Source organism: Cupriavidus sp. C3SS-1 (assembly GCF_057073755.1).
On sequence record NZ_CP172700.1, the window covers coordinates 1,370,241 to 1,392,442 of the forward strand.

General features: G+C 66.2%; 20 protein-coding genes and 1 pseudogene. 12 read left to right on the forward strand and 9 right to left on the reverse strand.

The genetic code is table 11. From position 1 onward, the window contains the following. Window position 1 precedes the first annotated feature (1 nt). The 3 genes from ACIGJC_RS22360 (at window position 2) to ACIGJC_RS22370 (ending at window position 3,642) form a co-directional block, all read left to right on the forward strand. Window positions 2–421 carry a c-type cytochrome gene (locus ACIGJC_RS22360; protein WP_483711604.1) on the forward strand — a complete coding sequence of 140 codons (420 nt, stop codon included), beginning with the start codon at window positions 2–4 and terminating at the stop codon, window positions 419–421. A gap of 34 nt (window positions 422–455) precedes the next feature. Continuing rightward, window positions 456–1,955, forward strand: a complete 1,500-nt coding sequence (locus tag ACIGJC_RS22365; RefSeq protein WP_483711605.1) for an aldehyde dehydrogenase family protein — start codon at window positions 456–458, stop codon at window positions 1,953–1,955. Window positions 1,956–2,199: 244 nt separating this feature from the next. Then, a complete protein-coding gene (locus ACIGJC_RS22370) occupies window positions 2,200–3,642 on the forward strand; it encodes an amidase (protein WP_483714509.1) in 1,443 nt (480 codons plus the stop codon). Between the two features lie 28 nt (window positions 3,643–3,670). On the opposite strand, the gene ACIGJC_RS22375 is transcribed toward ACIGJC_RS22370, so the two are convergent. Then, on the reverse strand, window positions 3,671–4,651 hold the full coding sequence (locus ACIGJC_RS22375; RefSeq protein ID WP_483711606.1) for a helix-turn-helix domain-containing protein: 981 nt from the start codon (window positions 4,649–4,651) through the stop codon (window positions 3,671–3,673). Window positions 4,652–5,002: 351 nt separating this feature from the next. On the opposite strand from ACIGJC_RS22375, the gene ACIGJC_RS22380 reads away from it, so the two are divergent. Further along, window positions 5,003–5,353, forward strand: coding sequence for a hypothetical protein (locus ACIGJC_RS22380; protein ID WP_483711607.1), 351 nt, complete (start codon window positions 5,003–5,005; stop codon window positions 5,351–5,353). A gap of 71 nt (window positions 5,354–5,424) precedes the next feature. Further along, window positions 5,425–5,619, forward strand: coding sequence for a hypothetical protein (locus tag ACIGJC_RS22385; protein WP_483711608.1), 195 nt, complete (start codon window positions 5,425–5,427; stop codon window positions 5,617–5,619). Between the two features lie 99 nt (window positions 5,620–5,718). Here ACIGJC_RS22385 and ACIGJC_RS22390 read toward each other — a convergent pair whose 3' ends face one another. The 3 genes from ACIGJC_RS22390 to ACIGJC_RS22400 all read right to left on the reverse strand — a co-directional run bounded on the left by ACIGJC_RS22390 (window position 5,719) and on the right by ACIGJC_RS22400 (window position 11,249). Then, entirely contained in the window at window positions 5,719–9,576 is a 3,858-nt protein-coding gene (locus ACIGJC_RS22390; protein WP_483711609.1) for a response regulator, read from the reverse strand. Between the two features lie 3 nt (window positions 9,577–9,579). Then, the gene (locus tag ACIGJC_RS22395) at window positions 9,580–10,713 is read right to left on the reverse strand and encodes a response regulator (protein WP_483711610.1); all 1,134 of its coding nucleotides are present in this window, start codon (window positions 10,711–10,713) and stop codon (window positions 9,580–9,582) included. Between the two features lie 212 nt (window positions 10,714–10,925). After that, window positions 10,926–11,249, reverse strand: coding sequence for a thioredoxin family protein (locus ACIGJC_RS22400; protein WP_483711611.1), 324 nt, complete (start codon window positions 11,247–11,249; stop codon window positions 10,926–10,928). Between the two features lie 314 nt (window positions 11,250–11,563). On the opposite strand from ACIGJC_RS22400, the gene ACIGJC_RS22405 reads away from it, so the two are divergent. The 3 genes and pseudogenes from ACIGJC_RS22405 to ACIGJC_RS22415 all read left to right on the forward strand — a co-directional run. Continuing rightward, window positions 11,564–13,132: a fatty acid--CoA ligase gene (locus ACIGJC_RS22405; RefSeq protein ID WP_483711612.1), complete on the forward strand. Its 1,569-nt coding sequence runs from the start codon at window positions 11,564–11,566 to the stop codon at window positions 13,130–13,132. Between the two features lie 227 nt (window positions 13,133–13,359). Beyond that, on the forward strand, window positions 13,360–13,713 hold the full coding sequence (locus ACIGJC_RS22410) for an ArsR/SmtB family transcription factor (RefSeq protein ID WP_483711613.1): 354 nt from the start codon (window positions 13,360–13,362) through the stop codon (window positions 13,711–13,713). An 89-nt stretch (window positions 13,714–13,802) separates the two neighbouring features. After that, a pseudogene (locus ACIGJC_RS22415) lies at window positions 13,803–14,855 on the forward strand (alkene reductase); the annotation flags it as partial. Window positions 14,856–14,951: 96 nt separating this feature from the next. Here the strand turns inward: ACIGJC_RS22415 and ACIGJC_RS22420 are convergent. Beyond that, window positions 14,952–15,971: a J domain-containing protein gene (locus ACIGJC_RS22420; RefSeq protein ID WP_483711614.1), complete on the reverse strand. Its 1,020-nt coding sequence runs from the start codon at window positions 15,969–15,971 to the stop codon at window positions 14,952–14,954. Window positions 15,972–16,363: 392 nt separating this feature from the next. Between ACIGJC_RS22420 and phbB the strand changes: the two genes are divergently transcribed. From phbB to ACIGJC_RS22435, 3 genes are all read left to right on the forward strand, one after another. Next, window positions 16,364–17,107, forward strand: a complete 744-nt coding sequence (gene phbB / locus ACIGJC_RS22425) for an acetoacetyl-CoA reductase (protein ID WP_483714511.1) — start codon at window positions 16,364–16,366, stop codon at window positions 17,105–17,107. A 180-nt stretch (window positions 17,108–17,287) separates the two neighbouring features. Then, on the forward strand, window positions 17,288–17,536 hold the full coding sequence (locus tag ACIGJC_RS22430) for a helix-turn-helix domain-containing protein (RefSeq protein WP_483711615.1): 249 nt from the start codon (window positions 17,288–17,290) through the stop codon (window positions 17,534–17,536). Between the two features lie 5 nt (window positions 17,537–17,541). After that, window positions 17,542–18,882, forward strand: coding sequence for a type II toxin-antitoxin system HipA family toxin (locus ACIGJC_RS22435; protein WP_483711616.1), 1,341 nt, complete (start codon window positions 17,542–17,544; stop codon window positions 18,880–18,882). A 24-nt stretch (window positions 18,883–18,906) separates the two neighbouring features. On the opposite strand, the gene ACIGJC_RS22440 is transcribed toward ACIGJC_RS22435, so the two are convergent. The 4 genes from ACIGJC_RS22440 to ACIGJC_RS22455 all read right to left on the reverse strand — a co-directional run bounded on the left by ACIGJC_RS22440 (window position 18,907) and on the right by ACIGJC_RS22455 (window position 21,453). Beyond that, on the reverse strand, window positions 18,907–19,695 hold the full coding sequence (locus ACIGJC_RS22440) for a COG4705 family protein (RefSeq protein ID WP_483711617.1): 789 nt from the start codon (window positions 19,693–19,695) through the stop codon (window positions 18,907–18,909). 177 nt (window positions 19,696–19,872) lie between these two features. Further along, complete coding sequence (locus tag ACIGJC_RS22445; protein ID WP_483711618.1) at window positions 19,873–20,031, reverse strand: hypothetical protein; 159 nt, start codon at window positions 20,029–20,031, stop codon at window positions 19,873–19,875. 252 nt (window positions 20,032–20,283) lie between these two features. Continuing rightward, window positions 20,284–20,781 carry a hypothetical protein gene (locus tag ACIGJC_RS22450; RefSeq protein WP_483711619.1) on the reverse strand — a complete coding sequence of 166 codons (498 nt, stop codon included), beginning with the start codon at window positions 20,779–20,781 and terminating at the stop codon, window positions 20,284–20,286. 207 nt (window positions 20,782–20,988) lie between these two features. Beyond that, window positions 20,989–21,453 (reverse strand): fumarate hydratase, encoded by a 465-nt coding sequence (locus ACIGJC_RS22455; protein ID WP_483711620.1) that lies wholly within the window; start codon window positions 21,451–21,453, stop codon window positions 20,989–20,991. A gap of 401 nt (window positions 21,454–21,854) precedes the next feature. Between ACIGJC_RS22455 and ACIGJC_RS22460 the strand changes: the two genes are divergently transcribed. Beyond that, window positions 21,855–22,079 (forward strand): hypothetical protein, encoded by a 225-nt coding sequence (locus ACIGJC_RS22460; RefSeq protein WP_483711621.1) that lies wholly within the window; start codon window positions 21,855–21,857, stop codon window positions 22,077–22,079. The last annotated feature ends 123 nt before the right edge of the window (window positions 22,080–22,202 follow it).

Below are 22,202 nucleotides of genomic sequence, written 5' to 3' on the forward strand. Positions count from 1 at the left end.
CATGCGGCACGCCGTCCTTCGCCTGGCCCTTGCCTGCGTGGCCACCGCGCTGATGGCTGGGGCCGCGCGCGCCGAAGGCCGGTTGCAGCGCGGCCACGCCGACTATGTGCTGCATTGCTCCGGCTGCCACCTGCCGGACGGCTCCGGCAAGCCCGCGGCCGGCATTCCGGACCTGCGCGCCACCGTGCCGCAACTGCTGGCCACGGCCGCGGGGCGCGCGTTCCTGATCCAGGTGCCCGGCACCTCCGGCTCGTCGCTGACGGATGCCGAAATTGCCGGACTGATGAACTGGATGCTGCCCGCACTGACCGGCCGCCAGGACATCGCCCCGTTCACCACCGATGAAGTGGCCCGCGACCGCAACCAGCGGCTTGACGACGTGGCCGCACACCGTGCCGCCATCTTGGGCACCAGCCGCTGAAACCCGACACCAACGAAGACACCAGAGGAGACCCATGGACACCCGCACCGAACTGCCTTGCGCCGCCGCGCGCGATTTCCTGCAACGCCCGAAGCGCATGCTGATTGACGGCCAGTGGTGCGCCGCTGCCGACGGCGCGGTCTTTACGACAGAGGACCCCGCTACCGAGACCGCGCTTGCCGAAGTGCCCGCCGCAGGTGCCGCCGATGTCGACGCCGCCGTGCAGGCCGCGCGCAAGGCCTTCGAGCAAGGTCCGTGGCACGCCATGCGCCCGTCGGACCGCGAACGCCTGCTGCTGCGCCTGGCTGACCTGGTCGAGTCCAACGCCGAGGAACTGTCGCAGATCGAGGCGCTGGACAACGGCAAGCCCGCGACCATGGCGCGCGCCATCGACGTGGCCGGTGCGGCCGGCTTCCTGCGCTATATGGCCGGCTGGGCCACCAAGCTGCATGGCGAAAGCCTGGACGTGTCCGTGCCGCTGGTGCGCGAGCGCGAGTTCGTCGCGTTCACGCGGCAGGAAGCCGTAGGCGTGGTCGCCGCCATCATTCCGTGGAATTTCCCTTTGCTGATGGCCGCATGGAAGCTCGGGCCGGCGCTGGCCTGCGGCTGCACCGTGGTGCTCAAGCCGGCCGAGGAAACGCCGCTGTCGGCGCTGCGCCTGGGCGAACTGGTCATCGAAGCCGGCTATCCGGCGGGCGTGGTCAATATCGTCACCGGCGACGGCGCGCACTGCGGCGCGGCGCTGGCCGGTCATCCGGATGTCGACAAGATTGCCTTCACCGGCTCGACGGAAGTCGGCAAGCTGGTCGGCAGCGCAGCCATGCAGCGCCTGGCGCGCGTGACGCTGGAGCTTGGCGGCAAGTCGCCCGTCATCATGCTCGACGATATGTCGCCCGAAGCCGCCGCCGCGGGCGCCGCACAGGCCATCTTCTTCAACCAGGGCCAGGTCTGCACCGCCGGGTCGCGCCTGTACCTGCCGCGCGCGAAGTTCGATGCAACGGTGCAGGCACTGGCCGACATTGCCAACAGCCTGCGTCTGGGGCCGGGCCTGGAGCCCGACACCGGAATGGGTCCGCTGGTGTCACGCCGCCAGCGCAAACGCGTGGCGGGCTATGTGCAGGCCGGCGTCGATGCCGGTGCCCAACTGGTTTGCGGCGGCAATGCAGAACTGCCGCGCGGGCACTTCTTCAAGCCTACGGTGCTGGCGCATGCCCCCGAGACTTCGTCCGTGGTGCAGGAGGAAATCTTCGGTCCCGTGGTCGTTGCACTGCCCTACGACGACATCGACGAAGTCGTGGGTCGCGCCAACGGCACGCCGTTCGGGCTGGCCGCGTCGGTCTGGTCCAACGACCTGTCGCGCGTGCACCGGCTGGTGCCGCGCATCAAGGCCGGCACGGTCTGGGTCAATTGCCACAACCTGCTCGACAACGCCATGCCGTTCGGCGGCTTCAAGCAATCGGGGCTGGGCCGCGAGATGGGCCGCGCCGTATTCGACCACTACACCGAAACCAAATCGGTCATGATCGCGGTGTAAGCGCCGCGCGCCTGCCAACCGGTTCTGATCCATGCCAGCACACACCATGAACGATACTGCCCCCGCCACGTCTTCCCCGCTGACCGGCCGGCGCCAGTGGCTGAGCCACCTTGCCGGCGCCGCGGTTTCCACGGTTGCCGTGGCCGCCATGGCCAGCCGAACGGCCAGTGCAGCGCCCGACGGGGCGTCACCTGCCACGGCCGGCCCGACCACAGGAGGCGGCACGCCCGACCCCATCGTGCTGATGCCGGCGTGGCAGCTTTCGCGCGAGATCCGCGGCGGCCGCCTGTCCTGCCGGCAGGTCATGACGGCCTACCTGGCCCATATCGACCACGTCAACCCGGTGACCAACGCCATCGTGGCGCTGCGCGGGCGCGACGTGCTGATGCAGGAAGCCGCCGCCGCCGATGAAGCGCTCGCGGCCGGCAAGGTGGCCGGCTGGATGCACGGCATGCCGCAGGCGCCCAAGGACCTCGCGCTCACACGGGGCATCCGCACCACGTTCGGCTCGCCGATCTTCAAGGACAACGTGCCGGCGACGGACGCCATCATCGTCGAACGTGCGCGCAAGGCCGGCGCGATCCTGCTTGGCAAGACCAATACGCCGGAGTTCGGCCTGGGCTCGCAGACCTTCAACCCGGTCTATGGCGCCACGCGCAATCCGTATGACAGCACGCGCACGGCCGGCGGCAGCAGCGGCGGCGCGGCGGCCGCGCTGGCCATGCGGCTGCTGCCGGTGGCCGACGGCAGCGATTTCGGCGGCTCGCTGCGCAATCCGGCCGGGTTCTGCAATGTCTATGGCTTCCGCCCGTCCGTGGGCCGCGTTCCTTATGGCCCCACGCCCGAGGTCTTCCTCCAGCAACTCGGCTACGAAGGTCCGATGGGCCGCACCGTGGCCGACGTGGCGCTGCTGCTGGCCACGCAGGCCGGCCCCGATCCGCGCACGCCACAGGCGCTTGCGGCGGACCCGGTGCTTGCGACGCTGACGCCGGAGAACGTCATGGCGGCGCTGTCGACCGACCTCAAGGGCAAGCGCGTGGCCTGGCTTGGCGACTGGGACGGCTATCTGCCGATGGAAGGCGGCATTCTGCCGCTGTGCGAGCAGGCACTGCAGGCGTTTGCGGCGTTCGGCGTCAGTGTCGAAAAGATCAAGCCGCCGTTTTCGCCGGAGCGCCTGTGGAAGACGTGGCTGGTGCACCGCCACTTCCTGGTCGGCAACGGCATGCTGCCGTTCTACAAGGACCCGGCCAGGCGCGCCATGCTCAAGCCGGAAGCCATCTGGGAAATCGAAGGCGCACTGAGGCTCAGCGCCGAGGACATCTACGCCGCGAGCGCCGATCGCAGCGCGTGGTACCAGGCACTGGAGCATGTCTTTGCAAGCTTCGACTACATCGCCGTACCCACCGCGCAGGTGTTCCCGTTCGACGTGCGCCAGCCGTGGCCGAAAGAGATCGCGGGCCGCCAGATGGACACTTACCACCGCTGGATGGAAGTCGTGTTTCCCTGGACGCTGTCAGGCTGCCCGGCGATCAGCGTGCCGGTCGGCTTCGGCCAGAACGGCCTGCCGATGGGCATGCAGCTGATTGGCCGCCCGCGAGACGACCTCGGCGTGCTGCGTGTGGCACGGGCTTACGAGCAGGAACGGGACTGGGTGGGCCGCCATCTGCCACGGGCGGTCGTCGCCTGAACGGCAGGACGCTCGTGCGAGACGCCGTTCAGCGACGCGCCAGCGTGGCTGACGGCAATTCGCCGAAGAACGCGCGGTACTGCGCGGCAAATCGCGGCAGATGCTGGAAGCCGAAGCTTGCCGCGGCCGCGCCGACCGAGTCCGCCACGCCGGCGCGAAGCACCTGGCGCACGCCATTCATCCGCACCGCGCGCACGAAATCGAGCGGCGACAGGCCGGTGACCTCGTTGAAGCTGTATTGCAGCGTCCGCCGCGACACGCCCAGCCGTTCGCACAGCGACAGGATGCTCCACGGCTGCTCCGGCGCGCTGCGGATCATCTGGTAGGCGTCGGCCACCAGCCGGCGCCGCGCAGGAGCGGTTGGCAAGCGGTCGATCCCGGCATTCCCTTCCCCGACCAGGACCACCGCTGCGGCGAGCAGCAAGGCATCGCGCATCGCGCTTTCGACAAAGCGGTTGCTGAACACCTCGGCATCCATCGCTGCGGTGGCCAGGACGGACAGCAGCACGGCCCGGAACTCCCGGCCCGCGCGCTTCGAGACCGGCCGCACGGGCGGCATGCGAGCGAGCCGCTCCGGCTCGCCCCCGGCCTGTGCCACGGCGCGCTGGAGTGCCGGCAAGGGTACGGTCAGGCCGGCCAGGTCCAGTTGCTGCGGCGTGCGCATGGCCATCGACGGCCCCCACAGCAAGGTCTGCCCATCCATGGCGTAGCCGGAAAACCAGCCGCCCTGGCATTGCATATCGGGCAAGGCGAGTGCGACATAGCCCTTTGCGGCTTCGCCTTCTTCCAGCAGGCTCTGTGAAGTCTGCTCGCGGAAGACATGGACGTCGCCATAGGTCACCTGCGACATTTCGGCGCGAAAGGCGCCCGGCGTGAGCTGCTGGTAGCGCTGCTGCCAGCCGTCCAGCTCGACGGCGGCCGCGTGCGCGTCGTCGGCCACGACGTGGCGCAAGGCGCGCACGGCAGCGGCTTCGGGCAAGGACTGGGATGTGAGCGACGGAGGATTCATGGGGGCGGCCTGGAACGCTGTACCGGCACGCGGTGGCTCGGGCCACGTGGTTCCGCGCGGGTGCAACACTGCACTGTAGCGAACGGCACGCCCGGCAACGAAGCGGGGTAACCCTGATGGCGCGGAGCGGGCCAGACATCGACGATGAAAAAAACGACTTGTATATCGCCATTTAAATCATCATCGGAATAGCTGCGCGTGGCTACACTTGCTTCCGTGCCGCACAAAAAACACTACGGCACCGCTCACAAGGCGACCCGGACGGCATGCAGGGCGGCAGATCCGCCGCCCCGCGCCCCCACCAGCCCCACGGGGAATGCCGCCTGAAATCAGTCAGAAGAAGCAGCAACCATGCACAACAAGACTCTCAACGCCCTCCTCCTTACGGCCATCACCCTTGGTGCCAGCGCGATCGCCGGCCAGGCCGCCGCCCAAGGCCTGCAGGACCGTGGCATCTCCGGTGACCGCTACGGCTACGTCATGCGCCAGGGCAAGCCCGACCCGTTCACGGACGGCGCCAACGCCATCGGCAAGCGCGACCCGTTCACCGACGGCGGCCACGTCACCGACAAGCGCGACGCCTTCACCGACGGCGGCCACAGCGCCGGTGCCAGCCTGAACATCGCTGGCATGGACCACTCCGGCGTGTCGGCGCCGCCCGCACATGGCGCAGCGCTCGCGGACGCCAACGCCAACGCGTAAGCAGAACGCATCATTGGCGCAGGCCTCGTCTGCCACGACGCCTGCGCGCACAATTCCTTCCAGAGATCGCAATGAAGACCATCCTGCTGGCGCTGCTTGGCGCCGCGGCTGTCACGGCGGCGTGGCCCGCCATGGCCGGCCCCGACTGGGCCGTCATCGAGCGCGGCCGCGCGGCGGCGCGCGCGGCGCACCCGTGCACCGACACCCACCAGCGTTCGACCGGTGCCACGGCGGCGAGCATGCCTGGTGCCCCGCACCACGGTTGATCAGCGCGGTGGCTGCACGGCCCTACTGATGCCGCTGCGGTCACCCCGCCGGACTGCGCCATTGCGGCTCGTTGGCCCCGGATCCACCAAGGCGCGCCCCTAGTCTTCTCCGTCAGCCAGAATCTCCACCGCCCCGTCGAAGTCATAGTTCTCCACCGCCTCGCACAGGCGGCGCAAGCGATCGGCATCCAACGCCTCCGCCAGCCGCTGGCGGTGGGCCGCAAGTGTCAGGCTGGCCTCGCTGGCGCCATCGGCCAGCTGGCGGCGCAGACGGTCAAGTACGTCCGCGAGCCCAACGGATGGGCTGGAAACCGGGGCGGCCGGTTCCGGTGTATCTGGCGGCAGGTGCTCGCACAGGGCTTCGCACAGGCTGGCATGCGCCTGTTCCAGCGCTTGCAGCAAGGCGGACGGATCTTCCGACGACCTTCCCATCAGCGCGCACTCCAGCGATGCCGAGGCCCCGGCCACGTGCCTGGCGCCAAGGTTGCCGGCCAGTCCGGCCAGCGTGTGCGCCAGGCGCGCGGCCTCGGTACGCTCGCCGGCCCGCAGCAGCACGGCGATCCGCTCCGGTGTGCGGGCATAGCCCGAAAGCAGGCGTTCCAGCAACTGGCGGAACGTGTCGACGCGCCCGCCTGCCCGGGCAACGGCACCATCGACATCGACCAGGCCCGTGGCAGCCAATGCTAGGGTCCAGTCCGGCGCGGCATTCCGCGCGTCAGGTTCGGGGCCTGCCACCACGGCGTCCTGCATGCCCAGCGGATCGTCACGCCAGCCTGCGGCTCCCTGCTTGCCGGCGCCAGTCCTTGACGGCGTGCCGGTCAGCCAGCGGTGCAGGGTCGTGAAAAAGGTGGCGGGACTGATGGGCTTGGGAATATGGTCGTCCATGCCCGCGGCCAGGCAGCGGCTGCGGTCTTCGGGCAATGCGTTGGCCGTCATCGCCACCACCGGCATCGACGCCAGCCGCGGATTGGCGCGGATGTGGCGCGTGGCTTCGAAGCCGTCCATGATCGGCATCTGCATGTCCATCAGCACCAGGTCGTAGTCCTGGCCGGCCAGCAGTTCGAGTGCGATCGCACCATTCGCCGCCGTATCGGGGGTGATGCCGGCCTGCTGTAGCAGGTGGGTGGCGACTTCGCGGTTGATCTCGTTGTCTTCGACCAGCAGCACGCGCGCATGCGGCAGCGTCCAGCTTGGCCCCGTCACGGACCTCGGCGCACCCCGGTCTGGCAGGCGCCCCGGCTCCGACGCCAGCACGCGCATGGTCGCGTCGAACAGGACCGACGGGCTGACCGGCTTGTGCAGCGTGGTCTCGAAGCCATTGCGCTGGCCTTCGCGCACGACCTCTTCGCGGCCGTTGGCGGTAATCATCAGCGGGCGCGGACGCTGGCCCTGCAAGGACATCGCGGCCAGCCGGCGCACGGTTTCGATGCCGTCCAGCCCGGGCATGCGCCAGTCGATGTAGACCGCATGGTAGGGATCGGACACGGCATCCGCATGCTGGATGGCGGCCAGCGCCTTTTCGCCTGATTCGACTTCGTCCGCGCGGAAGCCAAAGCCGCGCAGCATGGACGCGATCACCTGGCGCGCGTAGCCATGGTCATCGACCACCAGCAGGCGGCGCCCCGCGAGTTCAGGTTGCACCAGCAGTGCCGGCGCCCGCCGGGTGCCCGGCAGCAGCGACAGCTCGAACCAGAACGTGCTGCCCTTGCCTGCCTCGCTCTGCACGCCGATCGCGCCGCCCATGAGCGTGACCAGGCGCTGGCTGATGGCCAGCCCCAGGCCGCTGCCGCCATATTGCCGCGTGGTGGAGCTGTCGGCCTGTTCGAAGCTGCGGAACAGCCGCGGCATGGCATCGGCATCGATACCGATGCCCGTATCGCGCACCTCGAAATGCAGCCGGACCCGCGTCTCGGCGTGTTCGCCGGCGCAGCGCGCGACGCGGATGGCAATCTCGCCGCGCTCGGTGAACTTGACCGCATTGGTGGTGAAGTTGATCAGCACCTGGCGGATGCGCAGCGGATCGCCGCGCAGTGAATCGGGCACGTCCGGCTGTACATCGACCACCAGTTCCAGTTGCTTGGCGGCGGCGCGTTCGCTGACCAGGTCGCCCACCGTGCGCAGCAGGCGCTCCAGCGAGAAATCGACCTGCTCGATCTCCAGCTTGCCGGCCTCGATCTTCGACAGGTCCAGGATGTCGTTCAGGATGCCGAGCAAGTGCTGGCCCGCACGCTGGATCTTCTCGATGTAGTCGCGCTGCTGTGGGTCCAGATGGGTGCTGAGCGCCAGGTGCGCCATGCCGATCACCGCGTTCATCGGCGTCCGGATCTCGTGGCTCATATTGGCCAGGAAGCTGGCCTTGGCCTGGGCGGCGGACTCGGCTTCGTTCTTGGCCTTGGCCAGCTCCGCGTTGGCCACGGCCAGCTCGCGGGTGCGCTCCCACACCTTGTGCTCGAGCGTCTGCGACAACTCCTTCAGTTCGCGGTTGGCACGCTCCTGCTCGGTAATATCGATGCCTACCGCGCCCACGCCCACCACGGCCTTGCTGGTCGGGTCCTGCACCGGGAAACGCATCATCCGCAGCTGTCGGGTGCCTTCCGGCGAGGCCAGCGCGTAGATCTGCTCTTCGGCCTGGCCGGTGGCCATCACCCGTTCTTCGATCTCCCAGCGCTCTTGCGTGCCGCCGGGCATGACCGCGAGCTCGCGGTCGGTCTTGCCCAGAAGCGCATCCCGCTCCTGTCCGAGCAATGCCTCCAGGGACGGATTGAGCTGCAGGAAGGCATGGTTGCGGTCCTTCAGGTGCATGATGGCCGGCGAATGGTCCAGCAAGGCGCGCAGCCGCTCTTCGCTCTGCGCCAGCTTGTGCTGGCTCTTGCGCAGGGCCCAGGCCGCCACGGCGATCAGCAGCATGATCACGCCCGCCATGCTGGCCACCACGGTGCGCGTGGACAGGTAGGAGCTGAGCGTCTCCTCCATGTCCTGCTCCAGGATCAGCCCGCATCCCAGTGCTGGTATCCATAGCCCCGCCCCGGCCGCGCGCTGGCCGCGGTAGCCGCGGTAGCCGCGGTAGCCAAAGGCCAGCTGCAGGGCTTCCGACTGCAGCACCTGCTGCGCCAGGTTCGTGAGCGGCGCATCGTCCGCGGTGCGCCAGCGGCCGTTGCCCAGGTCGGTCGGCACGCGCACGCGCAGGTTGAACATGGAAGCATCGCCGGGCTGGAGCAGCCCCTGTCCGGCCAGCGTCTCGTCGAAGCGGCTCGGCGAACTGAGGCGGCCGTCGCGGTCGATCACATACAGCTCGCCCGAGTTGCCGAAGCGCGCGGCCTTGAGGATCTGCAGCATCACGGCATACGGATCGATGCGCAGGCATAGCGCGCCGACCACGCGATCATGGTCCCACAGGCGCGAACACACGATCTGGAACGGACTGTGGCCCGCCGGCCCGCCCAGTCCGTCCTGGAGCAGCGGCCCGCGGTACGGCGCCGACACCGACGCGCCGTTCTCTCGCGCACGCGTCGCGGTGGCGGCGGCTTCGGGCTGCAGCGTCTTGCCGTTGCGCTCGACCAGGTCGGACACCAGTATGCGGTTATCCATCGTGATCAGGCCGTAGCCGATATAACCGTTGGAGCGGTACAGCGGCGTGATCCAGTTGACGAAGTCGCGCAATTGTTCGGGACCGGGCTGCGCGCCCTTGGCCAGCAGCGGCCGCGCCAGCCGGACTGTCTCGTCCAGCGTGCTCATGGAGACGGCGCGGCGACGCTGGTCGGCGGCCCAGGTCTCAAGCTGTCGCGCGGTGGTTTTCACGGTGGCACCCAGGCGCGCACCGACGCTGGCCTGCTCGTTCTGGCGCACCATGGACATGGCGGCGAACGCCACCAGCCAGACCGCCAGGATCAGCAGCGCACCGTAGGCCGGCAGCGAGCCGCGCAGCCAGAAGCCTGCGTGGGAATCGGGCCTGGACATCGTTCAGGTGGCAGGCGCGGCCTGGCGCTGCGGCGCGTGCGCGGGATCGGCAAAGCGCAGTGCAATCGCGTGGAATTCGCCGGCGATGCCCTCGAATGCGTCGACCATGCCGGGGTCGAAATGCCGGCCGCGGCCTTCCAGGATGATGCGCACGGCTTCCTGGTGCGAGAAGGCCGGCTTGTAGACGCGCCGTGAAATCAGCGCGTCATAGACATCGGCCAGCGCCATCAGGCGGGCCGACACGGGAATGGCATCGCCGGCAAGTCCCTCCGGATAACCCGTGCCATCCCATTTCTCGTGGTGGTACTGGGCGATTTCGCGCGCATAGCGCAGGAAGGAATCGCCCGTGCCGCACTGGGCCTCGGCATCGGCAATAGCATCGCGTCCCAGCAGCGTGTGGGACTTCATGGTCTCGAATTCTTCCGCGGTCAGCTTGCCCGGCTTGAGCAGGATCCGATCCGGAATGCCGACCTTGCCGATATCGTGCAGCGGCGCGGACTTGAACAGCAGGTCGATGGTGCGGTCGTCCAGTTGCGCGCTGAAGCGCGGATCGTGGCGCAGCGCGCGGGCCAGGGCCCTGACGTAGTGCTGGGTCCGGCGGATATGGTTGCCGGTCTCGTTGTCGCGGGTTTCGGCCAGCGCGGCCAGCGCAATGATGGTGGCGTCTTCGATCTGCGTGATTTCACGCGTGCGCCGCTGAACCTCGGCCTCCAGGTACGCCGATCGGTCGCGCAGGAAATCGTGCGCCTGCTTGAGCGTGAGCTGGCTGGCAATGCGGGCGCGGGCCACGGGCGGGCTGACCGGCTTCATGATGTAGTCGACCGCGCCGACCTCGAACCCGCGCGCTTCATCGCGTTCGTCCGTGCGGGCGGTCAGGAAGATCACCGGGACATGCGCGGTGGCCGGGTTGGACTTGAGATGGCGGCAGGTTTCATAGCCATCCATCTCCGGCATCGATACGTCCATCAGGATCAGGTCCGGCGCCGACGACGCGGCCAGCTGCAGCGCCTTGGCGCCACGGTTGGCCACGCGCACGCGGTACTGGTCCTGCAGCATTGCCACCATGGCGGCAATGTTCTCCGGAATGTCGTCGACGATTAGGACGGCGGGTCGCTGCTCGGGGCTGTCGGCGCTCATGTTCAAGGCTTAGGATTGGCCGGCCACGTCGCTGATCTGCGAAGCAGCCACGTGCCGGATTCGGGGACCAGGCGCCCACGGGGAGTGCTGCCCCCCGCAGGGTTCGCCAATTGAAGAATCGGCCGGAACGAGCGAAACCTGTTCCCTCCTGAAGCGGGGATTGCAAGCAGGCTTATCTTTCCTGCGGGGGTTGCCCGGCAAGCCGGGCGGGCTCAGGCAATGGCCGCCATGGCCTCCAGAATGGGCGCGGCATCGGCGGGCCTGACCAGGCGCGATACCTCCCGGCCATCGCGCAGGAACACCAGCGTGGGCCACAGCTTGACCCGGAACGAGCGCCCGAGCGGGCGGCCGCTGCCGTCTTCCACCTTGATGTGCCGCAGGCCGGGGTAGCTGGCAAAGGCCTGGGCCAGCGCCGGCTGGGCACGCTGGCAATAGCCGCACCAGTCGGTGCCGAATTCAATCACCGTGGCACCTGGCAGGGCATCGATCTCCGCACGCGCGGGCGCGTCGGAAAGGTATTGGTCGGTCATTGGCATCGCAGCGTCTCCTCCGGAAGCGGGGCTATGTCCTTCTATGCAGGCGGCTGGTTGCCTGCTGCGAAGCAACTACCGTACCGGCGGCGGAGTTTGCCATGCCACCGCCCTTCAGGCCAGCTTCCTCGCCCAGCGCATGGCGGGATCGGCGCCCCCGATGCGCATTTCAGCAACGCCCGTCGCCAGCGTGCCGCTTCATGCATAAGGAAAGAGGAAATCGTTATTTCACATCCCGGTAATCCCCGCCTTATAGTTCGCGATTCTCGCGAACGAAACGGGCGTACGGGCACGCTCGCCCGAGCCCCTGGAGCACAAATTTGACTGACGGCCTGACGCTTGGCGACACCCTTTCCTGGCCCGCGCGCTACCTGCCGCGCAAGACCGCGCTGGTCGCCGGCACCGGTGCGGCGCGGCGCGCGTGGACCTATGCCGGGCTGGATGCCGAAGTCAATCGCCACGCCAATGCCCTGCTCTCGATCGGCCTTGGCAAGGGCGACGTCGTAGCGGCCTTCCTCTACAACACGCCGGCGTTCGTCTTCACGCTGCTGGCCTGCGCCCGCATCGGCGCGGTGTTCAACCCCGTCAACTATCGCCTGGCCGCACAGGAACTGGCCTACATCCTCAACGACGGCAAGGCCCGGGCGCTGGTGTTCGAGCACGAAGTCGCGACGGTCGCGGAAAAGGCCGCGGCGCAGGCCACCGGCACGCCGCTGCGGATCTTTGCGGACGACGGCGAGGCGCCGTCGTTTGCCACGCACCACCTGTCCACGCTGGCCGCCGGCCAGCCCGCCACGGCACCGGAGGTCATCGTGCACGAGGAGGATCCATGCATCCTCATGTACACCAGCGGCACCACGGGCCGGCCCAAGGGCGTGGTCCATACCCATCGCAGCAAGCTGTTCCAAAACGCGATGATGCATCAGGCCATGGGCCTGACGCGCGAGGACGTGGGCCTGTCGGTGGCCCCGCTCAACCACACCGCCGAGCTGCACACGAGCTTCCTGCCTCGCCTGCAACTCGGCGCCACGCAGGTGCTGCAGCGGCGTTTTGATGCGGGCGAGGCCTGGGCGCTGGTCGAGGCCGAGCGCGTCACGCACTTCTTCGCGGCGCCGACCATGGTTGGCATGCTGCTGAACCATCCCGACGCGGAGCGGCGCGACCTGTCTTCGCTGCGGCTCGTGGAGTATGGCGGCGCCTCGATGGCCCCGCACCTGATCCGCGAATGGGATCGGAAGATCGGCGCCGGCCTGGTGCAGGTCTACGGCACGACCGAGATGGGCCCCTGCATGTCCGTGCTTTATCCGCACGAGCAACTGAGCCACGCGGGCTCGGCAGGCCTGCCGTCGCTGGGCCACGACCTGGTGGTGGCCCGACTGCGCGACGATGGCGAGCCGACCGATCCATCCCTGCGATGCGAACCCGGCGAGGTGGGCGAAGTCCTGGTGCGCGGTCCGTGCATGATGCGCGGCTACCTGAACCGGCCCGATGCCAACGCACGGGCGCTGGCCCATGGCTGGTACCACACCGGCGACCTGGCCAGCCTGGACCGCGACGGCTACCTCTGGATCCGCGATCGTATCGACTACATGATCAATTCGGGCGCCGAGAACGTTTACCCGCGCGAAGTGGAAGACGCGCTGATCGAGCACCCCGCCGTGCTGGAGGTTGCGGTCCTCGGCGAATCGGATGCGACGTGGGGCCAGGTGGTCGGCGCCTATGTCGTCAAGCGCCCGGACGCGCAGGTCAGCGCCGAACAGCTTGATGCGTACCTGCTGCAAGGGGACCGGCTGGCCGCCTACAAGCGGCCGCGCCGCTACCATTTCCTGGACGCGCTGCCCAAGACGACGAGCGGCAAGATCCAGAAGCATATGCTCCGCGCCGGCTGACGCGGCCCGCGGTGTCACCGGCCTAAGGACTTCAAGGGCTGCCCGCGCAATTGGGCAGCCCTCTTCACAACCGGTCTGAGAAAAAAGCGTGCCGATGCGCCGTGAATGACAGAAGTCCGTGGGCCATGGGAAAAATCTGCTGAACAAACCCGCACCGCTCATGGGGTCATGCAGACCGCCCACTTATATCGTATAGTTTCGATATACAGTTTGTCGCTTCCCGATATATGGTTCGCGAATCACCGAAACAACCCTCGCCGGACAACGCCCCTGGCAAGCCCGGGATCGATGTGGATGCCATCCACAAGGCCCTGGCCAATCCCGTACGGCGGAACATCCTGGCCTGCCTGCGCACGCCGGAAGCTTACTTCGCCGCGCAGGAGCATCCGCTCGACATGGGCGTCTGCGCGGGGCTGATCGACGCGCACTGCGGGCTGTCGCAATCGACGGTCTCGGCGCACCTCGCGACGCTGCAGCGTGCCGGGCTGATCCGTGGCCGGCGCATCGGCCAGTGGGTCTTCTTCAAGCGTGACGAAGAGACGATCCAGGCCTTTCTCGACCATATCCATCAGGACCTCTGACGCTCTGATTCGTACCGGCCCGACGCTACCCGCGTCTTGCCATCGCACAGACCCGTGCGCTCCTCCCTCCCGACGAAAACCAGGACCTTATGCCTACCCTCTTCGATCCTATCCGCATCGGCGACCTCGACCTTCCCAACCGCGTCATCATGGCGCCGCTGACGCGCTCGCGTGCCGTTGGCGGCGAGCGCGTGCCGAACGCATTGATGACCGAGTACTACGTGCAGCGCGCTTCGGCCGGCCTGATCATTTCCGAAGCCACCGCGGTGACCCCGCAGGGCGTGGGCTATGCCGACACGCCGGGCATCTGGACCGATGCGCAGGTCGCGGGCTGGAAGCAGGTGACCGACGCCGTCCACGCCGCCGGCGGCCGCATCTTCCTGCAGCTCTGGCACGTCGGCCGGATCTCCGACCCGATCTTCCTGGACGGCGAACTGCCGGTGGCGCCAAGCGCCATCGCGGCGGGCGGCCATGTGAGCCTGGTGCGCCCGCAGCGCGCCTACGTCACGCCGCGCGCGCTGGAAACCGAAGAAATCGCGGGCGTGGTCGCCGCCTACCGCCACGGTGCGGAAAACGCCAAGAAAGCAGGCTTCGACGGCGTTGAAGTCCACGGCGCCAACGGCTACCTGCTCGACCAGTTCCTGCAGGATTCCACCAACAAGCGGACCGACGCCTACGGCGGCCCGATCGAAAACCGCGCGCGGCTGCTGCTGGAAGTGACCGACGCCTGCATCGAGGTGTGGGGCGCCAAGCGGGTCGGCGTGCACCTGTCGCCGCGCGGCGACGTGCACACCATGGGCGATTCCGACCTGGCCGCTACGTTCGGCTACGTCGCGCGCGAACTCGGCAAGCGTGGCATCGCGTTTATCTGCTCGCGCGAGGCACTGGGCGACAATCGCCACGGTCCGGCGCTGAAGGCAGCGTTCGGCGGCGTCTACATCGCCAACGAAAAGATGACCAAGCAGACCGCCGAGCGCGTGCTGGCCGCCGGCGAAGCCGATGCCGTCGCATTCGGTCAGTTGTTCATCGCCAACCCGGACCTGCCGCGCCGCCTCAAGCTCGACGCATCGCTCAATGCGCCGCGCCCCGAGACGTTCTATCACCCGGGTGCAGAAGGCTATACGGATTACCCTGCGCTCGCCTGCCCGGTCGCGGCTGCCCTTCGGGCGGCCGCCAGTCAGAACAGCCAAGGGATCCCCTCCCCTTGGCGAGCGCCCCTGCGCTACTCGACGCCCCGCCTAAAATTCGCTTTCGCCGATTGCCTGGGTTCGCGCATTGCCGCTGCGCGCGGTGTTCAGGGTGAGCGACATCCGGCTGTATCGCGTGCCATTGCCTTCGGCGATTTCTTCCAGCTCGAAGGGCTCCGACCTGGAGAGCTTTCCGGTATCCAGGTCCATGAAGCGAACATCAAAGTTCCCCGAAGCCATATTGGAAAACTCGAAGGACGCGCCCGCCTTGATCAGCGCGAAGCGCACCGGGACCGGGCTGCCCCCTTCCAGTGAAAACACCTTCAGAAAGACGTCGGACGGGTTGCGCGAGTTGTCGACCGTCAGCGACGACAATCCACCCGTCTTGCGGATGGGATAGCCTGGAACGTAGCTGGACCATGCCGGCCACGACTGGCCGTTCGGCGCCGCGGGCTGGCGTGCATAGCGAGGCAGCGCTTCTAGCGGCTTTCCCGGCGTGGCGGAAAGCGTGCGCGACTCGGCAGGCGTTAACGGCACCGTCGCGGCCAATGGCGTCCACGTCGCGGACTGCCCGGAATTCTCCACCGGCGTGCGCGAGGTCGGAATGATCAGGTAGATCGCGACCCCCGCCACCACCAGTACGAACAGCGACTTTGAAAACGTGCGGTTCCCTGCCGGCCTGGTCGTGCCCTTGGAATTTCCGGAGGCCCGGTCGGCTGTCGAAGCCCGGGTCGCGGCAGAGGCCTGGCGCGCCGCCGAAACCGGCCTGGACGCCGGCCCATTGGATGCCCCGGGGGCTGAGGAAGCCGGCCGTGCGCGCTGCGCGGCACGAACGGACGCCGACGCGGCGGCCTTTTCCTGCGCCAGAATCCAGGCATCGTGCTGGGCGCGCCTGGCGGGGTCCATCAGGACCTCGTAAGCCGAGTTGATAATCGTCATGACCCGATGGGATTCGGATGAATCCCGGTTCCGGTCCGGATGGTGCTTTTGACTTAATGCCTTGTATGCCGCGCGAATAACCTCGGGCGGGGCGTCACGAGAAATCTTCAGATTATCGTAATGGGTATGCATTCTCGCAGCCGGCGCATAAAGGTCGCGTCGATTTTACCGCCGGCGACGTGACAAGGGAATCTCGCTCTCATGCGCCAAGTTAATAAAAAATCACGCGCTGCTTGCCGCGGACACCCTTAGCGTCGCCTCGCCTTGCCGCACTGCCACAAGGCGCGCATTCCGGACACCCTGAATGTCCATAACCCTCGCTAAGATCAACCTCCTTGATCTCACCGGAAATTTTTACAAGAGAGCACTCAGCGGTACCGTCAGGGCCGTTATTTGGCCGCCTCGCGGGCCACGTAGAGGCCAGCACACTCGCCGCGCAGGGGTATCACCGTTGTCGGTCCATTCACGTCGGCCTGCGAGCTTCGCGGGCCCGGGGTCTTTTAGCTCTCAGAGGAGAAATCAGCATGACGAAGAAAATCGCAGTCGTTACAGGCGGCATGGGTGGCCTGGGAGAGGCAATTTCCATTCGCTTGCATGACGCGGGCCATAAGGTTGTGGTGACGCATTCGCCGGGCAATACCAAGGTCCGGGAATGGCTCGCCACCATGGCAGCGAACGGTCGCGAAATGAGTGCATACGAAGTCGATGTGGCCGACTTCGAAAGCTGCCAGGCGTGCATGGCGAAAATCCTCGGTGACATGGGCCACGTCGACATCCTCGTGAACAATGCCGGCATCACGCGCGACATGGCCTTCAAGAAAATGGGCAAGCCCGACTGGGACGCGGTGATGAGGACCAACCTCGATTCCGTGTTCAATGTCACCAAGCCACTTTGCGAGGGCATGGTCGAGCGCGGCTGGGGTCGCATTATCAACATCTCGTCGGTCAACGGCTCCAAAGGCGCCTTCGGCCAGACCAACTATTCCGCCGCAAAGGCCGGTATGCACGGATTCACCAAGGCACTGGCCCTCGAAGTCGCCAGGAAGGGCGTGACGGTCAATACGGTGTCTCCGGGTTATCTGGCCACCAAGATGGTGATGGCCGTGCCGAAAGACGTCATGGACAGCAAGATCCTGCCGCAGATTCCAATTGGGCGCCTTGGCAAGCCCGAAGAGGTGGCAGGACTTGTGGCTTTCCTGTGCTCGGACGATGCGGCCTATCTCACCGGGGCCAATCTCGCCATGAACGGCGGACAGCATATGGACTGAAGCATCCTGGTCGTCCCGTCCCGTACGGGTCGGCCTGCCCATGCTGCGCGCCGCATAGGATCGCCGTCAATCGCCATGTACCTGCAATACAGGTAAATCTTGAATACGCGCAATTCAGGTAACTTGCTTTTACCTGAAACGCAGCTAAGATAGATTTATCTGTATTGCAGGTATTACCCTATGACGCAAGTGCTTTCAACGACTCCCCAACTGGGCCAGATTTTGCGCTCGGCGCGTCGGGCCAGGAAACTCACGCAAGGCCAGGCCGCAACCAGGCTGGGGCTGAGCCAAAGCCGGCTGTCCGCCCTGGAACTGGTACCTAAAGCGATTTCAGCTGAACAACTGCTGGCTTTGGTGAACCTTTATGGGCTGGAACTGATCATCCAGTCCAAGGACGCCGCCCCCGCATCCGAAAAGACGGACTGGTAAGCGCAGTGGGAAGAAAGTCACACACGCGGGCGCTGTCAGTCTGGGCCAACGGTCTTCGGGTCGGCACCTGGCGCATCCCGGCGCACAGTCCGATGGAGCTCCAGTACGACAAAGACTGGATGGAATCGGCCGCGGGCCGTCCCTTGTCCCTGTCGCTACCGTTTGGCGTTGATGACTCGCCTTTGAAGGGGGAGCGGGTCCGAAACTACTTTGACAACCTCCTGCCAGATAACGACAACATCCGCAGGCGGCTGGCCACCCGGTTTCAGACCGGCTCCACCGATGCCTTCGACTTGTTGGAAGCGATCGGGCGCGATTGCGTGGGCGCCGTTCAGCTGCTCAAGGAAGATGAGGCGCCGCAGCATGTCGACCGGATCGAAGGCACCCCGCTTTCCGATGACGACATCGAAAGACTGCTACAGAACACGGTCACGACGACGGGGCCCGGCACGCTGAAGGAGGACGAGGATTTCCGCATCTCCATTGCCGGCGCCCAGGAAAAAACCGCCCTGCTCCGCCATGAGGGCCGGTGGCTGCTTCCGCATGGCGCCACGCCGACCACGCATATTGTCAAGCTGCCGCTCGGCCTGGTCGGCAACCGCAAGGCGGACTTGACGACTTCGGTAGAGAACGAATGGCTCTGCATGCAGCTGGTCAGGGCGTTCGGGCTTCCGGTGCCCGATTGCGAGATAGTGTCTTTCGGCAAGCAAAAGGTGCTGGTCGTAGAGCGGTTCGACCGGCAGCTACATCGCAGCGGCGACTGGATCATGCGATTGCCACAGGAGGACTTCTGCCAGGCGCTCGGCGTGCCTGCGCATCTGAAATACGAAGCAGAAGGCGGCCCCGGGATGGTAGACATCACGGGAATCCTGCGGCAATCGCAGACGCCTGACCAGGATCTCGAAACGTTCCTGTCCGCGCAAATCCTGTTCTGGTTGCTGGCCGCAACCGACGGACACGCCAAGAACTTCAGCATCCATATGCTGCCAGGCGGGCGCTACACCCTCACGCCACTCTACGATGTCTTGTCTGCCTGGCCGATTATCGGCGACGGGCCGAATCACATCTCCTACCACAAGGCCAAGCTGGCCATGGCAGTGGATGGCAAGAACCGCCACTACCACCTGAAAGATATCCGGCGCCGCCATTTCAATGCCATGGCCGCCAGGTGTTATGCCGGCGAAACCGCGGAGCCGATCCTTCGGGATATGCTTGCCAAAGTTCCTTCGGTGATTTCGAGCGTGGCAGAAAGCCTCCCTGCCGGATTCCCGGCCCGCGTTTCCGACCGGATTTTCGAGGGCCTTCAGGCATCGGCGAAGCGTCTGGAAGAGACGGAATCCGCTTAGGCCCCCCGGGCGCCCGCATCGACACTATCGCGAAGCCGCCCGGCGCGCCGCACGTTGCGGGATCAGCAGGATGCAGCCCGCGATGAAGGCGATCAACACGCCAGACGCGTAGAACCGGCTGAACTGCAGTCCGCCTTGCGCAACGGGCTTGTCGAGCAGGTCGCCCAGTGTTGCGCCGAGCGGGCGCGTGAGCACGAACGCGACCCAGAACAACGCGGTACGCGAAACACGGGGCCAGAGCCAAAGCGCGGCCACGATGACGAGCCCGCCCCCGAAGATTGCCGCGCCGACCTCATAGCCGAGCCCAAGGCCGCCCCTATCCTCGCCGGCCACCCAGTCGCCGAGCGCGGTGCCGAGCGTCTGCGAGAACAGGATGGTGATCCAGTAGAACCATTCGGCACGCGCGCTCACGACGCTATCCATCGAAACCGTGCCCTCCACGCGGTACCAGCTGGCAAGGCTGGCCAGCAGGCACGCAGCGACGATCGCCACGCCGCCTGCATAACCCACGCCCAGCGAACGATCGCAGAAATCCGCGAGCGTCGTCCCAAGCGTCGTCGTGGCGACGATCGTGGTCCAGAACAACCACGGATAAAACCGGCGCGCACGGATCTGCGCCGAGACCAACACCACGAAGGCGGCAAGAAAGATCAGGGAACCGATGAGATAGCCGAGTTTGAGCGACATCGTCAGCCAGTCGCCCCCGGTTTCGCCGAGCGTCGTTGCGGCGATCTTGATGACCCAGAAGCCGAGCGTTACTGCCGGAATCTTGCTGATGGCGTCGTCGATCGGATGCCGGGAGATTGAATGCATGGTAAGACTCCGTAAGCCGCGCAACATGGCGCGAGCGCAGCGGAGGTTGGCTGCTCGTCTCCTTGTTGGATTCCACGACGATCGAAGGTTCAGCAAGCCTTGTGAAGGTTTGTAACGGGCCTGGCCCTGCTCGTGTGTCTACTTTGATCCGGCAGAAAGCCGTCCCGCGATCGCGGCTTAAAGCAATAGCCGGTACATCAGCTGGCTCGCGGCCTGCATGAGCCGGCTGCCGATGTCGGAAATCGTGGATTCAAAGCCCAACACGGTGATCAGGCCATAGAAGATCGCCCCCAGCAGGGCGAAGGACAGCACGCTGGTCTTGACGTTTTCGCTCACGACGCCCCTCGCAAATTGCCGTATCGGGTCAGAATTCCCCGGCATAGCCGCAGCGAGCAGCAGCGTTTCTTATTATCTGGACCCGTCAGGTTCTTTATATAACGGCTGGCCGGCGAGCATGGGGCCATTGCGTGTGGCATCGCGCACACAATGCGATGGGACGTGTGCGGGGCCGCGCAGAGATCTGCCGGGGTAGCGAAGCGTGGGCCGTCAGAGCACCGCCTGGATCGACTTCCTGGATCGCGAAAGGTCTCAGGCCACCCGGCCGAAGCCATCCGCTGCCCAGCGGGCGGCGCGCTCGCGTGTCAGCCTGAAGTCAGGCGCAACCTTGACGGTGGCGACCATCTCGCCAAAGGCGTCGACGGCCGTGAGCGTGCCGTAAGGCTCGAACTCGTCAGGCGTGACAACCAGCCTGACCGTCAGCGGCCCCGATTCAGTTTCGATATGGCACTGCTTGTTGAGCTGCGCGTGCAGCTGCTGCTCGTGCCGGCGGATGACTTCCGCCGCGGTCTTCACCAGTGTCTGGTGGGCGGTGGCATCGAGCGGCTTCGGATCGACCTTGTTGCGTCCCATGGTCCACGGACCGACCAGGGCTGGTTCGACGCTGCCATCACGGATCATCTCGACCGCCCAGCCATCGCCATCCTCGTTCTTGATCACCCGGGCCGTCCAACCCTTGTCTCGCCAGAGTCGAGGCTCGTGAATGGCGGAGGATTCGCCCTCGGGAAGCGTGTCGTCGGTATCTTGCATCCGTCTTGTCGCGCGGGACGCGGAAAGATTTTTTCAGTCTTGCATCGCCCGGCTGCGTGGGAAACGCGTTTGGGCGATACAGCGTAAAGCAGATTGAGCCAGAGGGTTCAATGCACGGTCCCGCGGCACAGGGACCTGGACGGTGACCGTGCGCCCTTCTGGCGTCAATGGGCCGGCAGGTGAATGACTAGCCGGCCCAGGCAAGCATCAGGCCGAAGCCTGGGGCGTCGCGGCGGCGGCCTTCGGCGCTGCCTTCTTCACCGCGGCACGCTTCGGTGCAGCAGGCTTTGCAGCGGCCTTCTTCGGCGCGGCTTTCACGGCAGCCTTGGCGGGCGCGGCCTTCTTCGGCGCAGCCTTGGTGGCGGCGGTCTTGCGCGTTGCCTTGGCGGCGCCGGCGGTCTTTGCCTTCTTCGCCGCGAGCTTGTCCTTGGCGGCCTGCTTCTCGAAACGCAGCGCCGACTTGGCGGCTTCGGCAGCCTGGGCGACTTCGCGCTTGGCCGCTTCAATCGCCTTCTTCGTGTCGGCGCGCAGCTTCAGCAGGCGCTTCTTTGCCGCCACGGCTTCGCGTGCCAGCACGCTGGCCTTTTGCTTCGGTGCGGCGATTTTCTTCGCGGCAGGCTTGCTCTTGGCGACTGCGGCCTTCGGAGCGGCGGCTTTGGTTGCTACGACCATATTTAATACCCGTTGGTTGTGGAGCGCGGAGTATAACCGCTCGAACGCTCTACCCTGAATCGGCTTTAACGGATAACGGATTTCCGAATGGCTCGCACACGCTCCGCAACCGGATTTCCATCACCCGCCCCCGGTGCAAATTTTTTCGACGGCGGACAACGCGACACGCTGGCGCAATGGCGGCCGCGTCCCCAAGGAGCCGGGCGAAAAACAGGGAACGTGTTACGTTACACGTAACACCCTGGCAGCGTGCCGCCATTCGCACCAGTTGCCGTTTTCGCGGAAGTTCGGCGAAGATCCCCCTGCCTCGGAGCACAAACGGCTCCTTCGACAGGCTGGCACGTCCGTTGCTGTTTCTCTTGTGCGCCAGCAGTGCTTTAAGAACGAAACAGGAAAAGACCATGGACAAGACGAAGGCATGTGCCGCCACGCCCGCGCTACTCGCCGAGCAGACGGAACCGCAAGCATGGCCGTGTCGCGATATCGGCCTGGCGGTGGTCATCGACGACACTGCATTGTTCCGGCAGGGCATGCTCCAGATGCTGCGAAACGTCAAAACGCTCGACGTGGTGGAGTCGCTCGATCCGGAGGACCTGCTCATGTTGGGCGCCTCCATGAGGGGATAAGCGCCTGGCGCCCGGGGCCCGTGGCAAGAGACAATACTCGCGCTACCGACTATTACCCGAGAATAGGCTACGTAATACCGTGGCCGGGATCTGATACGTCGAGGCCTTCAACCCCACAAGCAT